This window comes from Clostridium sp. (assembly GCF_026168755.1).
Lineage (GTDB): Bacteria > Bacillota > Clostridia > Clostridiales > Clostridiaceae > Clostridium.
Map to the genome: position 1 here is coordinate 24,679 of NZ_JAPFDR010000027.1, position 14,027 is coordinate 38,705.

Below are 14,027 nucleotides of genomic sequence, written 5' to 3' on the forward strand. Positions count from 1 at the left end.
TTTTTTATATTTTTTATGCAAATAAAAAAATATAAGTTATCTTTTGGTAATATGTGCAAAAGATAACTTATATTCCGTTAATTTATTATTCATTATTTTTGTAATTTTTTTAGAGCAACTCTAAATGCTTCATCTTCTAAATCAGTATAACCTTCAAAAACTACTTCTTCTATATCTTCATTATTAAATAAAAATGTATACCCCTCTCCTAAGTATCCTTCTGGATATAATACGCCTAAATAATCCCACAACTTCTCTTCTTTGCCTTGTAATTGCATTCTTCCAATGACCATAAGCTTTTTATATCCTTCTTTTAAAACTACAATACTTCCTATAGGTAGAAGAACTTCTTCATTATTGATCACTTATATACCTCCTATAACTCAACACATTATATATATATCGCTATTTTATTATACATACTTATTTAAATTTATTGTAGATATTTTTAAAATAATTTAAACTAGACCATGTATAAATATACTATTCATCATTTATACATAGCCTAGTTTATCATTTTTTATAATTCATTTTTATTATAATTATTATTCAACAGTTACTGATTTTGCAAGATTTCTTGGCTTATCTATATCACAGCCTCTTTCTTTTGCTACATAGTATGCTAATAACTGTAATACAACAGCTCCTAATACTGGTGCCATTCTAGTACAAATTTGAGGTATTCTTATGATTTCATCAAAAATAGATGAATCTAATTCTTCTCCTTCATAAGCTACACCTATAATTTCAGCTCCTCTAGATTTAACTTCTCTAATATTACTAATCATTTTATCTTTTAAATTAGTTTGAGTCAATAATGCTATTATTTTAGTTCCTGGTTCTATTAAAGCTATAGTTCCATGTTTAAGTTCTCCTCCAGCATATGCTTCTGAATGAATATATGCTATTTCTTTTATTTTAAGAGAACCTTCTATTGCTAATGCATAGTCAACATCTCTTCCTAAATAAAATAAATCTTTCTCTTGAGCTATAATTTTAGCAATCTCTGCAATCTGTGTCTTTTTCTTTAATACATCTTCTATCTTATTAGGTAATTCTAATAAAGCATTCTTAATTTCAATTTCATCCTCAGATTTTAATAATCCTTTTAAATCTGCTAAATACATACCTAATAAATTCATAACAACAGTTTGAGTTGTATAAGCCTTAGTTGATGCAACTGCAATCTCTGGTCCAGCCATAGTATATATTACGTTGTCAGCTTCTCTAGAAATACTACTTCCAACAACATTAGTTATAGCTAATGTTTTAGCTCCTATTTTCTTCGCATCTCTAAGAACTGCTAATGTATCAGCTGTTTCTCCTGATTGACTTAGTGTTACTATAAGAGTTTTGTTTGTTACTATTGGATTTCTATATCTAAACTCAGAAGCAATGGCTACTTCAACTGGTATTCTTGCTAAATCTTCAATTGCTACTTTTCCAATTAAACCTGCATTATATGCTGTTCCACATGCAATAATATAAATTCTATCTATTTCTTCTAACTCTTCTCTTGTAAGTTTAAAATCACCTAAGTTAATCTTTTCATTTAAGGATACTCTTCCTGCCATTGTATCTTTAATAGCCTTTGGTTGCTCATGAATTTCCTTTAACATGAATGAATCATAACCACCTTTTTCTGCTGCATCCTCATTCCAAGTTACTTTATATATATCTTTATTTATTCTTTCACCATTTGCTTTAAATATCTTTACACCTTCATTAGTTAATACTACAAACTCATTATCTTCTAAAAGATAAATATCTCTAGTGTAATTCAACACTGCTGGTATATCTGATGCTATAAATGATTCACCATTACCTATTCCAACTATTAATGGACTATCTTTTCTAACAGCTACTATTTTATCTGGTTCTTGTCCACAAACCACTCCTAAAGCATAACTTCCTTCTAATTTTTCAGTAGCCTTTACTACAGCTTCTAAAAGATCTCCATTATAATAATAGTGAATTAAATTAGGTATTACTTCTGTATCTGTCGCTGATTTAAATTCATATCCTTCACTCTTTAACCATTTTGTAAGTTCATTATAATTTTCAATAATACCATTATGAACTACAGTAATATCCCCTTTTGATGTTTGATGTGGATGTGAATTTACATCTGAAGGCTCTCCATGTGTTGCCCATCTTGTATGACCAATTCCTATGGTTCCATCTGCTGAATTATTCTCTAACTCTTCAACAAGATTTGATAAACGCCCTTTATGCTTTCTTATTTCAACAGATCCGTTATTAATAACAGCTATTCCTGCTGAATCATATCCTCTATACTCTAATTTTGATAATCCTTCTATTAAAAAATTACTAGCTTTCTTATTTCCTATATAACCAACTATTCCGCACATATAAAATCTTCCTTCCATATTTCAATTTTTTCTATATTTTATAAATTTTCTTGTGCTAATTTAATGCAAACATTAAAAAAGTATAGACTAATGCTCGGACATCAAAAAAACACAATGAAGGTTTTAACACCAAACTAGACTTGTCCTACAAATCACTTCGTAGTTTTACTAGTCGCTAACGGTAGTGCGATACCGTGGGGCACCCGCCGAAGTATTCGATACTCCCCATCCTCGTCAACTCATAAGAGTTCTGGCGCTTTAAATTTAATTTTTAATTAAAAACTCTCTCTTTTAATCACTCCTTTATTCTTAATTTAATGAAACTGATATTATACTTACATAAAACAACTTAATTCAAAATCTTTTTTTATTTTTGTAAATATAATTACTTTTATTTTATCTTTATAAAATTCTAACTTCAATTAATAGATATTATATAAATGTCACTAAGTAATTAATGACAAATTTAAATATTTAATCACTCACCAATAAGGTCTTCATAAAATTTAAGTCCTTTTTCATTTAGTATAAAAAAAATAACAAGCTTCTTATAAAAACTTGTTATTCGATAATTTTTTACATTTCTAATGCTTTATAAATAGCCTTTGCTACCCCATCATTATTATTAGTATCAGTAATGTACTTTGCAATTTCTTTAATCTCAGGAATTGCATTTTCCATAGCATAAGAGTTTTCAAATTCAGTAAACATTGAGTAATCATTAAAACTATCTCCTAGTACTATTACTTCACTTTTATCTATCCCCATCTTTTTAATAGTTTTAGCTAGTATTAATCCCTTTTGAGCTTTAATATCGCTTATTTCAATATCATTAGAAAAAGTAGATGCTACTGCTAAATCTGATGTATTCTCTCTTAACTTATCTTTTAATTCTGCTATTAATTTTTCATCATTATCGAAAGTAACTATTTTTAATACTTCTACATTACTTTCTAATATTTCATAAATATTATCTATCTCCTTCATCCCTCTTTCCTTATGGAACTTTGCAACAAATTTCTTTACCTCTTCTTCAGTCATCGTAGGATTAAATAACTTAAACCTATCAATAATAGCCTTTTTATCACTTTCTTTATTAGTTATATAAGAACCATTATTAGTCATTAATTGTATACATAAACCAGCTTCATTTAATATATCAAATGCTCTTTTTACGCTTTTCTTATTCATATATACACTTTCAATTATATTTCCATTTACATCCCTATATTCTGCACCATTGCTTAAAATACACTCACACTTTAAATTACATTCTTCTAAATATGATTTTACAGCACCATAATCTCTTCCTGTCACAATTGTGAAATGTCTTCCCATTTCTTGTGCTTTTCTTATAGCTTTTAAATTTTCTTCCGATATCATATGATCATCATTTAGTAAAGTTCCATCCATATCACTTGCTATTAATTTTATCATAACTTAATCCCCTCTTCCTTCTTCTATCGTATTCATATTTATTATATCAAAGTTTTCTTATATTTATCTAAATATTACTATTTAAAATTTTATTTATAATAAACATAAAATCCCCTTAGTAATATTAATACTTAGGAGATTTTATAGCTAAATTATAGCATTTTATTAATTAACCAAATCTTAGATTTGAACTCTAACTTAAAGTTCTTCACCATTTGTTTCTATTACTTTTTTATACCAATAGAAACTCTTTTTCTTACTTCTATTTAATAAAAATATTCCACAAATATAAATAACTATTCTGTTTATATTTTTCATATCTATCTCCCCAATTTAAATTTACTTAGTTATACTTGTAATATTATAATTTTTTTATAGATATGATCATAAAAAAGTAATAGATAGTATAAATAAATTATTTATACTATCTATTTATTATCACTTATTCTTAAAACTGTTAATTTAATTATGCAATAACAGTAGATATATCTATTTTAGCATTCACAACTACTATCTTCTTCATGAACACATTCAACATATTTTTGGAAAGCTCTATCTAATTTTGCTTGTAAACATTGAGCATTTTCAAGAGCTTTTATTGCCTTATTAAGGTCATTTAATGCCTCTAATAATTCTTCTGTAATTCCCTTTAAGATTTTTTCTACATCTCTATTTAATCTTTCACATTCACAACTATTAGCATTAGGAGCGTAACACTCTGCATTTTTATCTATCCATTCTCTTATTGCTACATAGCTTTCTAGAACACTTTGTTGATCTTTTACTGTACATTTTAAATTACAAAATGCTTCAGTTACTTCTTCTAAATTTGTATCTAAACTATCACTAACATCTTCATTATTTTCTAAAAACTCTCTTACTAAGCAATGAAGCTCTCTTAACCTTCTATTAATATTATTATTTCTACTATTTATACATCCCATACTCTTTTCCTCCGTGTAATATATATTTTTATTATCATATAAGACATTCTTAATATATACTATGAAATTAAGCTGGAATTAGTTACTTAATATTTGTTATAATATAATATCTTTTTCACCATATTCTTTATAATACATAACCTTTAAATTTATCTTAGGGTATTTTTTAATAAATTGACTAATAACATAATAACAACTAGGACACGGCTCCCACTTACTATATAGAATAAGTTGTCCTTCATCAATTAAACTTCCATCTGCTATAAGCTTATGTATTTTTTCAAGTATCTTCTTTTCACTATCATTAATCCTATTATAACCTATTCCTAATTTACCTAATTTATTAACCTTACAGCTTTCAAAAAACTCTTGACCTGGTGGTATTAATGTGCAACTATTTTCAATATCATTTTTCCCACTAACAGCCCTAAATTCTTCTCCATTATATGTTACTATTGCCATATTCACAGAATCCTGAATTGCAATACTTTGATTAATTTTATATGTATTATTATATTCCATAATATATTTATCTAAATTCTTAATTAACCTCTTCATTCTAGGAATATAATTTTTTATATGCTGATAATATTCAACACTACCTTTTTCTGCCTTTATATAGTCAAAACCTATCTTTTGTGGTATCTCAATAAATAAAGTTTTAGTTTGGCTCTTTTCATCATACTCTTCTTTTACATTTTTATTATTACAAAGTATCATTCTTTTTAACAACTCAATATCTTTTGCATAAACATAATCTCTATCAATTTCATCTTCTAAAGCTTCTAGTTTTATTTTTCCATCTTTATTGATTCTTCGTGATATAGATTTTTTAGTTTCCTCTATTACTTTTAAAATATGCTCTATATCATCTTGAGTAGTTAATATTCTGTCATATTCTACTCTATCTATAATTAAGGTCTTTATTTTACTTATTTTTTTACACAATTTATAATGCTCATCTTCAAAAACAATAACACTTTCTATATAATCTATAAAATCTTTGATTCCATTTACTTTGTAAGTAATATTTCCTTTGTTAAGATTCCTATACATTTCTTCACATATCTTATTATTAATATTAAACTTATTAGCAACTTCTTCTTTAAAATCTTCTTCATTTACCACACTAATATTATAATTCTCATCTTTTAGCGCTTTATTAAAATCTTTTATGGTTCTAATTTTAATTCTATCTTTTTTTATGCTCTTTACTTTATTGCTTCTTTCAATCATATTTACCTCTTTTATCTTAGAGCTGATATTTCTTCACGTTAAATATTATAATCTAAATGTTTAACATTTAATATTAAAATATTTTTATTCACTACTCCAATACTATAAATCCCATCAATTTATCCTTAACTAAATCAAAAAAGAATATAATAAAATTTTATAAATTCTAATTACAATGAAATTTATAAAAAAATACTGATAGATATAAAATTTCACTTTATATCTATCAGCATTTTAACTTTTCTTTATAATTAACTAGATTTCTTTTCTTGCAATTTACTCTTAATAAATATTCTATTTGCAACTGCCATAACCGTTGATCTCAATATTTGACTTTCATTAGTTATAATTCCCGTAGCTATAGGGTAAGAAAAATCCCTCGTAGAAAATACAGCCTTTATAGCTTGTTCTACTTCTGAACAAAAATAATCATAAGCTACTTCTATTGGACAACTTTCAATTTGAATATTAATAAGCTCACATATTTCTTGTAAAGTAAATACTTGCTTTAATAAACAAACAACAATTAAATAAGCTAAATGTTTTTCATTATACTTTTTATCTTTTGGTGGAGAAACAACTTTTTGCTTAACATAATTATTAAGCATTGTAGGTGTTAGCAGTTTTTCATCACTTTCAATATTCATTGATTTAACCAAATTCTCTAAATAAGTAATTACCTGATCTTTATAAAGAGGAACTCTTGGTAATTCATTAAATCTTGGTATATGAAATTCTAAACTTTCCATTAATGCCCCCTAATATTCTATTTTAATAATTCATGCTTTCTTATATATTGTATTGCCACACAACCTGGCCCACCTTGAGTTGTAAATGCAGGACTTAACAAATTAATTTCTATATCAGCATTTTCTATATTATTTATTATAATATTTTTTGCCTCTTCTGCTAAACTTTCTATACAAGCATGTGAAATATAAATCTTACAGTTTGAGTCAACTCCACATTCTAGCATTTCTTCAACTATTTTAGCTATTGCCTTTTTAAAAGTACGCTTAGTTGTAAATTTAACTAAAGACTGCTTATTCTCTGCTAAAGTCATAACTGGTACTAGTTTTATAGCACTTCCTATTTTACCTACAAGAGATGAAACTCTTCCACCTCTAACTAAGAAATCAAAATCATGTGGAATTAAAAATGATTGTGTATCTTCTAATGTTTTATTTATCTCATCAACTATCTCTTGTTTTGTTTTACCTTGCTTTACAAGCTCTATAGCTAAATTAACTAAATATCTATGTGGTCCACATAATGTTTTTGAATTTATAACCTCTATACGCTCTGGATTAGCTGCCATTCCTTTTGCAACACAAGCTGAATTATATGTTCCTGATAATCCATCAGCCATTGAAATATTAATTATTTCATCATCTGGATATTGATCATATATGTCTAATACTTCCCCTATCGATGGTTGTGATGAAGCTGGAATATGACCTTCATTTATTATATCTATAAACTCCTTTGTTCTTATATCTTCAAATTCCTTATATGTATTCCCATTAATTGTTACTGCAAGTGGTGCAATTATAACTCCCTTTTCTGCTCCCTCACTTTTTGAATAAAGTGTTGATGAGTCTGCTACTATCCTAATCATAACTTCTCTCCTTTTAATTTAAAGTAATATTCTAAATAATCTTGATTAATATTCTAAATTAAGTAGTTTTAAAAACCATTTCTTTTAGATTATCACCCTAAATAAACTTTGTCAATAATATTCACCTATTATTCATATATTTTTCTCCTTTTAACTAATAAATAATAAGGTAAATAATATATAATATTTAAGAAGTCTGTAATTAAAACATTTAACTCTCTAAAACCTCAACAAACTTTGTAGAAGCTAATGAAAGTGGAACACTCTTCAAATAACAAACCCCAATACTTCTATTAGGTATTTCTTCTAAAACATTAACCTCATATAATAATCCCTGTTCCAAATAGCTCATTGAGAACTCTTTCACTACACAAGCGATACCTAAATTTATTCTTGCAAACTCCAATAATAAATCAAATGATCCAAGTTCAAACTCTGGAGAAATTTTTATTCCCTTAGATAGCATGAACTTCTCTACATATTTTCTTGAATTTGAATTAGGTTCTAAAAATATTAGCGGATAATTAACTACTTCTTCTAATGAAATTTTTTCTTTTGATAAATTCTTATACTTTTCTCCACATACAAAAATGTCTTTAATCTCTTTACAAGGTCTTACTTCTAATGAAGGATCATAAATTGGTAAATTACAGATTGCAATATTAATTTCTCCTGACTTAATTAAATTACAAAGCTCTAGTGTAGTACCATTTATAATTTTAAACTTAAGATTAGGATATCTATTATGAAAGCCTTCTAAATATGTAAGTAGAAAATATTTAGATATTGTATCCCCAACTCCAATTTTTAACTCTCCTACAGTTAAATCTTTAAATTCTAATATTTTTTCCTCTCCTACATTGATTAAATTAAGTGCCGAATTTATATATTCAAATAAAATGCTTCCCTCATTAGTCAAAGATACCCCTTTTGGTGTTCTATTAAAAAGTCTAATATCTAATTCCCTTTCTAGTTGCATTATAGCTTGACTCACAGCTGGCTGAGTCATATAAAGCTCCTTTGCTGCTCTTGAAAAACTTTTACTTTTTCCTACTTGGCAAAATACCTTATATAAATCTAATTTAGTAATCATATAAGCACTCCTTATATCATATATTTATTATATTTATTTTACTTATATCATTTATTGTTGTATATTACAATAGTGTTAAATATTTGAAAATGTTAGGAGAGATTGTTTTGGAAAGAGTTGTTGGTACAGTTGTTAGAGGACTTCGTTGCCCAATCATTAAAGAGGGAGATAGAATCGAAGATATTGTTGTAGAAAGTGTACTTAAAGCTTCAGAATCTGAAGGCTTCACTATAAATGATAAGGATATAGTTACTGTAACAGAATCAGTAGTTGCACGTGCTCAAGGAAATTATGCTTCTATAGATAATATAGCTAAGGATGTTAAATCTAAGTTTGGCGATGATACTATTGGTGTAATATTCCCTATATTAAGTCGTAATCGTTTTGCAATTTGCCTTCGTGGTATAGCAAAAGCTGCTAAAAAGATAGTATTAATGTTAAGCTATCCATCTGATGAAGTTGGAAATCACCTAGTTGATTTAGATATGTTAGATGATAAAGGTGTTAATCCTTGGACAGATGTTCTAACAGAACAAGACTTCCGTAATCTATTTGGATATAATAAGCATCCTTTTACAGGTGTTGATTACATTGATTATTATAAATCTTTAATTGAAGAATATGGTGTTGAATGTGAAGTAATATTCTCAAACAATCCTAAAACTATCTTAAATTATACAAAGAGTGTTCTTACTTGTGATATTCATACAAGATTTAGAACTAAGAAAATTTTAAAAGCAAATGGTGGAGAAAAAATTTATAGTCTTGATAATATATTATGTGAATCTATTGATGGAAGCGGATATAATGAATCTTTTGGTTTATTAGGTTCTAATAAATCAACAGAAGAAACTGTTAAGCTATTCCCTCGTAATTGCCAACCTGTTGTTGATAATATACAAGCTATTCTTAAAGAGAAAACAGGAAAAAATGTTGAAGTTATGATTTATGGAGATGGTGCTTTCAAAGATCCAGTGGGTAAGATATGGGAACTTGCTGACCCAGTTGTTTCACCAGCTTATACATCAGGATTAAACGGTACTCCAAATGAAATAAAATTAAAATATCTTGCTGATAATAACTTTGCTGATTTAAAAGGTGAAGAACTTAAGAAAGCTATATCAGAATATATTAAAAATAAAGAGTCAGATTTAGTTGGAGCTATGGAGTCACAAGGTACTACTCCAAGAAGACTTACTGATCTTATAGGATCATTATCTGACTTAACATCTGGAAGTGGAGATAAGGGAACTCCTATTATATTCATCCAAGGCTATTTCGATAATTATACAAAATAATATTTTTAATAAAATTAAAAATGCCACCCAGCTTTATACTGTGTGGCATTAACTTTTTACTTATCTTCTCTAACTAAATAATCATTACCATCTTGATCTTTAAACTTGAACATACTTCCATATGGCATATTCATTATTTCACTTACTTCTACTCCATTTGTTTTCATTTCGTTATAAGTTTCTTTTATATCAGCAGTACTTAATATTATATTTGGATGTAATACATTAGCTTGTGGATTTTGAGCTAACATTGCATTCTTTTCATATATTATAAAACTAGTAAAAGCTTCTTTACTTGGCCCAACTTCTAACCACTTCATATTTGGTCCCATTGGTTGTTCTAGCTTAACTACAAACTTCATTTTATTAATCCAAAACTCTTTTCCTTCTTCTTGATTATTTACGTATATTGTTATTTTTCCTATTTTATTTATCATCAGTTTTTTCTCCTACTTTTATATACTTCTTCTTGGAAGTATAATTTTTAATTTCTAATTGTTCCTTCATCTGCACTTTCCTGACTTGTTCCAATTGCACACATCACTAAGGCTTTTTTCTCCTTTACTTTTCTAACTATATCTGATAATAAACTTTCATTTATTCCCGGAACTGACGTATAAACTATATAAATTAATATAAATACTTTATAATTTTTATAGTTTTATTTCCTTTTTCATCCTGCCCTATTTTGAAATTCATAAGAATATCTACTCTAGTTTATATAGCAGTCCAAAGGCTTAAATTCGACCTCGTCAATGTCTACATATTAGCATAATCTTTTTTATTTGATTTTCTATGCTAATTTATAATTTGCTAAATTAATACTTGCATTTTTATCTCTATCAATTATAAGATTGCACTTTGGGTTAGTACATATATAAGTCCTATCTTTTAGTCTTAAATCCTTTTTGATAGTTCCACAACAAGAACAAATTTTACTATTTGGATAAAATCTATCTGCTTTAACAAATTCAATTCCATTCCACTTACATTTATATTCAAGTATAGCTATAAATTTATTAAAACATTGTTCTGAAATTGCTTTAGATAAGTGTTTATTTTTCATCATTCCTTTTACATTTAAATCTTCAACTACTACTCTACAAGGTTTGGTTTTCACTATTGTATTAGTAGTTTGATGTATGTGATTTAATCTAATATCTGCAATTTTTTTATGAACAATTTTTATCTGTTTTTCAATTTTTATGATATTTTTCGTTTTAGAAAGTTTTTCACCCTTTTTGAATGTATTACCACTTTTCAACATATCATATTTTCTTGAAACTTGTTTTTGGATTCTTTTAAGTTTCTTATTTAATCTCTTTACTTCTTTTGATTTATTAATATTTTTAAAAGGCTTATCTATATTACTAACTATTGCTAAATCCTTGATACCTAAGTCAACTCCGATACTTTCATCTGTAAGACCCGTATCAGCTTTATCTTCAAGTTCTAAAGCTAAAGATACGTACCAAAATTTCCCGTTAAACTTTATTCTTGGATTTAAAACTTTTATTTTATTCTTTTTATAATTACCAATCGGAAGTCTGCCTTCATCTTTCATTTTCACATAACCTATTTTTTCAAGTTTTATATATTTATCTTTTACAATAAACTTATTGCTCAAATGAAAAAATGAAACTTCACATTTACCCTTTTTCTTAAACCTAGGAAAACTTGATTCTTTTCTAAAGAATTTCTTAAATGTTCCTACTGCAGGAAGTAAAACTCCATCTGCCCCATTGTTTATAAATGAAAGTATCATTTTTTCATCTAATATATTTTCTATAAATTTTAAGTTATTAAAAGTATATATCAGAAAATTCCATATTGCACTTTTCTATTACAAAATTTTCATCTTCCATCTCATGCACACATTCTCCATCTACACGTGTTATTGGTAAATATAATGTAAACTGAGTACATTCCTCTATATTATCTATGTATATACCACCGTTATGAAGCTCTGCAAATTTTCTTACTAAAAATAATCCCATTCCAGTACCTTCACTTCTTCTTACTAATAAATCATCTATTTGAATACACTTTCCAAATACAATTCCACTGTCTTCTTTTTTAATTACTTGCCCATAATTTCTAATAGATATAAATATTTTCTCTGACTTTAAGTCTGTTCTTATTTTTACATTTATGTCTGTATTCATTTCTGAAAACTTGATTGCATTTGATATTAAATTAAAAATAATCTTTTGTATCTTATCTAAGTCACAAGCTAAAATTACCTCTTCTTCATCTGTATCAAAAATTATATTTCGTTTTGTTTCCTTTAAATACTTTGAGGCATACATAGTTATATCTTCAACTATACTTATAATGTTATAATTTTTTAATTTTAATTCATAAAAATTATTACTTAATCTTGTTGCATCTATACTATTATTAACTAAGCGTAGTAATCTATAAGAATTTTGTTTTAAAATAGGTAAATACTTTTTATAATTAAAGTCATTATTCGTATCATTATTATTCGAAAGTAATAGCTGAATAACGGAAAGTATTATATTAATTGGTGTTCTAAACTCATGAGATATCCTATCAAAAAAATCTGTTTTTATACATTCTAATTCAATTAGATCTTCTAGCTTTTTCTTTTCTTCCTTTATTGATAATATATCATATTTATTTTTAATCTGTTTTAATATAATACTTATTTTAGTTAATATCTGTTCTAAAAATGCTTCATCCATACATATGTCTTTCTGGTTTTTATCATAAAATATACAAACTAATCCTATTAATCTATTAGATAGCTTTATATGCTTAATTTTTAACTTGTCCTCTATATTCTGTCTTTGATATTTAACTATTCTGTCATATACATCAACATATCTATCTTTTTGAAATTCATTAGAAAGTAATTTATTTTCTATTTTTTCATTTATATATATTTCTAAGTTTTCCTCAAAAACTCTATTCTCCTTATTAGAACTAAAGTATGATGTAAATTTTTTTTCATCTTCATTATAAGTAAATACTTCTATTTCTTTGCAAGATATAGTTTTTCTTAAGTTTTCAATTATAGAGTTTAGAAAACTTTTACTATCATATTCTATTCTATCCTTATCTAAATATCCTAAAAGATTATTTTCTAATTTTAATTGTATATTTTTATCTAAACTTATATCTTCTGCTATACCACCTAAAATATATTTTTTATTATTATCTCTTTCTAATTTAAATTTACTAACTTTGTACCATACGTCTTCTCCATCTATGTTTGTATGTTCTTCATTATATATATGACTATTTTTCTCTATTAAAATTTTATCTGTTTCAACACAATTTTTAGCCATATCATAATCTCTAATTTCAAAGTCAGTTTTCCCAATTATATTTTCTTTAGGTAAACCTATATTTTCAGCACCTAATTTATTTATGTAAATATGTTTTCCTTCTGAATCCTTTAACCATATTTGATAAGGAAGTTTATCTAATATATCCTCCAAATCTTCTATAGTGTACTCTATATGCTTATCATATTTATTTTTCACGATTTATTTTCACTCCCTAGTTAAATAAACTTTATAATATTGAAACCGTACAGATAATTCTGTACGGTTTTATTAAATTTAGAGTAATGAAGTCATATATTACTTCTTTTTTCTTCTGTAAACTAATAATCCACCTAAAGCTGTAATAGCTGCTCCAATACCCAATACACCAATAGCATTTCTTCCACCAGTTTTAGGTAAGCCTTCTTTGTCCTTATTAGCTTCTGTATTAGGCTTTCCTTGTGTTTCTGATGATTCCGATTTTTCTGGCACCTTTGTTTCTTCTTGCACTTCCGGAACCTCTGGTACTTCTGGAACCTCCGGTACTTCTATTGTAGATTCATATAAGTCATTTAATACCTTAACTACTTCTAAGTTTGACTTTGGTATTTTTATTTCTATATAAGTTGTTTCTCCTGTTTTACTAAATAAAGCTCTTAGAATTGATACCTTTTCTTCTAACTTTATTTTAAATATAACATTATTATCATCTTCTTGTGGTTCTTCAACAAACTCA

The 14,027-nt window shown here is 26.5% G+C and carries 13 protein-coding genes; 1 reads left to right on the top strand and 12 read right to left on the bottom strand.

Annotated elements, in window-relative coordinates; all coding sequences use genetic code 11:
• Window positions 1-92 precede the first annotated feature (92 nt).
• From Q0Y03_RS10360 to Q0Y03_RS10395, 8 genes are all read right to left on the bottom strand, one after another.
• Window positions 93-365 (bottom strand): DUF4176 domain-containing protein, encoded by a 273-nt coding sequence (locus tag Q0Y03_RS10360; protein ID WP_297713748.1) that lies wholly within the window; start codon window positions 363-365, stop codon window positions 93-95.
• Window positions 366-545: 180 nt separating this feature from the next.
• Window positions 546-2,372 (bottom strand): glutamine--fructose-6-phosphate transaminase (isomerizing), encoded by a 1,827-nt coding sequence (gene glmS, locus Q0Y03_RS10365; protein ID WP_297713749.1) that lies wholly within the window; start codon window positions 2,370-2,372, stop codon window positions 546-548.
• Window positions 2,373-2,948: 576 nt separating this feature from the next.
• Complete coding sequence (locus tag Q0Y03_RS10370) at window positions 2,949-3,809, bottom strand: Cof-type HAD-IIB family hydrolase (RefSeq protein WP_297713750.1); 861 nt, start codon at window positions 3,807-3,809, stop codon at window positions 2,949-2,951.
• Window positions 3,810-4,303: 494 nt separating this feature from the next.
• Window positions 4,304-4,753: a hypothetical protein gene (locus tag Q0Y03_RS10375; RefSeq protein WP_297713751.1), complete on the bottom strand. Its 450-nt coding sequence runs from the start codon at window positions 4,751-4,753 to the stop codon at window positions 4,304-4,306.
• Between the two features lie 96 nt (window positions 4,754-4,849).
• A complete protein-coding gene (locus Q0Y03_RS10380) occupies window positions 4,850-5,989 on the bottom strand; it encodes a deaminase domain-containing protein (protein WP_297713752.1) in 1,140 nt (379 codons plus the stop codon).
• A 251-nt stretch (window positions 5,990-6,240) separates the two neighbouring features.
• Window positions 6,241-6,738 (bottom strand): DUF1836 domain-containing protein, encoded by a 498-nt coding sequence (locus Q0Y03_RS10385; RefSeq protein WP_297713753.1) that lies wholly within the window; start codon window positions 6,736-6,738, stop codon window positions 6,241-6,243.
• Window positions 6,739-6,755: 17 nt separating this feature from the next.
• Window positions 6,756-7,607: a DegV family protein gene (locus Q0Y03_RS10390; RefSeq protein ID WP_297713754.1), complete on the bottom strand. Its 852-nt coding sequence runs from the start codon at window positions 7,605-7,607 to the stop codon at window positions 6,756-6,758.
• Between the two features lie 211 nt (window positions 7,608-7,818).
• Window positions 7,819-8,700, bottom strand: coding sequence for a LysR family transcriptional regulator (locus tag Q0Y03_RS10395; protein WP_297713755.1), 882 nt, complete (start codon window positions 8,698-8,700; stop codon window positions 7,819-7,821).
• Window positions 8,701-8,807: 107 nt separating this feature from the next.
• Between Q0Y03_RS10395 and Q0Y03_RS10400 the strand changes: the two genes are divergently transcribed.
• The gene (locus Q0Y03_RS10400) at window positions 8,808-9,998 is read left to right on the top strand and encodes a coenzyme F420-0:L-glutamate ligase (RefSeq protein WP_297713756.1); all 1,191 of its coding nucleotides are present in this window, start codon (window positions 8,808-8,810) and stop codon (window positions 9,996-9,998) included.
• Between the two features lie 56 nt (window positions 9,999-10,054).
• Here Q0Y03_RS10400 and Q0Y03_RS10405 read toward each other — a convergent pair whose 3' ends face one another.
• From Q0Y03_RS10405 to Q0Y03_RS10420, 4 genes are all read right to left on the bottom strand, one after another.
• Complete coding sequence (locus Q0Y03_RS10405; protein WP_297713757.1) at window positions 10,055-10,435, bottom strand: VOC family protein; 381 nt, start codon at window positions 10,433-10,435, stop codon at window positions 10,055-10,057.
• A gap of 356 nt (window positions 10,436-10,791) precedes the next feature.
• Window positions 10,792-11,763 (bottom strand): RNA-guided endonuclease TnpB family protein, encoded by a 972-nt coding sequence (locus Q0Y03_RS10410; RefSeq protein WP_297713758.1) that lies wholly within the window; start codon window positions 11,761-11,763, stop codon window positions 10,792-10,794.
• 37 nt (window positions 11,764-11,800) lie between these two features.
• Window positions 11,801-13,510 (bottom strand): PAS domain-containing sensor histidine kinase, encoded by a 1,710-nt coding sequence (locus tag Q0Y03_RS10415; protein ID WP_297713759.1) that lies wholly within the window; start codon window positions 13,508-13,510, stop codon window positions 11,801-11,803.
• A gap of 99 nt (window positions 13,511-13,609) precedes the next feature.
• Window positions 13,610-14,027, bottom strand: a 418-nt coding sequence (locus Q0Y03_RS10420) for an LPXTG cell wall anchor domain-containing protein (RefSeq protein ID WP_297713760.1), incomplete at its 5' end; no start/stop codon positions are given.

Coding starts and splice junctions, on each gene's coding strand:
- glmS (WP_297713749.1), bottom strand. CDS start 2,372: ATGTGCGGAATAGTTGGTTATATAGGAAATAAGAAAGCTAGTAATTTT.
- Q0Y03_RS10370 (WP_297713750.1), bottom strand. CDS start 3,809: ATGATAAAATTAATAGCAAGTGATATGGATGGAACTTTACTAAATGAT.
- Q0Y03_RS10375 (WP_297713751.1), bottom strand. CDS start 4,753: ATGGGATGTATAAATAGTAGAAATAATAATATTAATAGAAGGTTAAGA.
- Q0Y03_RS10380 (WP_297713752.1), bottom strand. CDS start 5,989: ATGATTGAAAGAAGCAATAAAGTAAAGAGCATAAAAAAAGATAGAATT.
- Q0Y03_RS10385 (WP_297713753.1), bottom strand. CDS start 6,738: ATGGAAAGTTTAGAATTTCATATACCAAGATTTAATGAATTACCAAGA.
- Q0Y03_RS10390 (WP_297713754.1), bottom strand. CDS start 7,607: ATGATTAGGATAGTAGCAGACTCATCAACACTTTATTCAAAAAGTGAG.
- Q0Y03_RS10395 (WP_297713755.1), bottom strand. CDS start 8,700: ATGATTACTAAATTAGATTTATATAAGGTATTTTGCCAAGTAGGAAAA.
- Q0Y03_RS10405 (WP_297713757.1), bottom strand. CDS start 10,435: ATGATAAATAAAATAGGAAAAATAACAATATACGTAAATAATCAAGAA.
- Q0Y03_RS10410 (WP_297713758.1), bottom strand. CDS start 11,763: ATGATACTTTCATTTATAAACAATGGGGCAGATGGAGTTTTACTTCCT.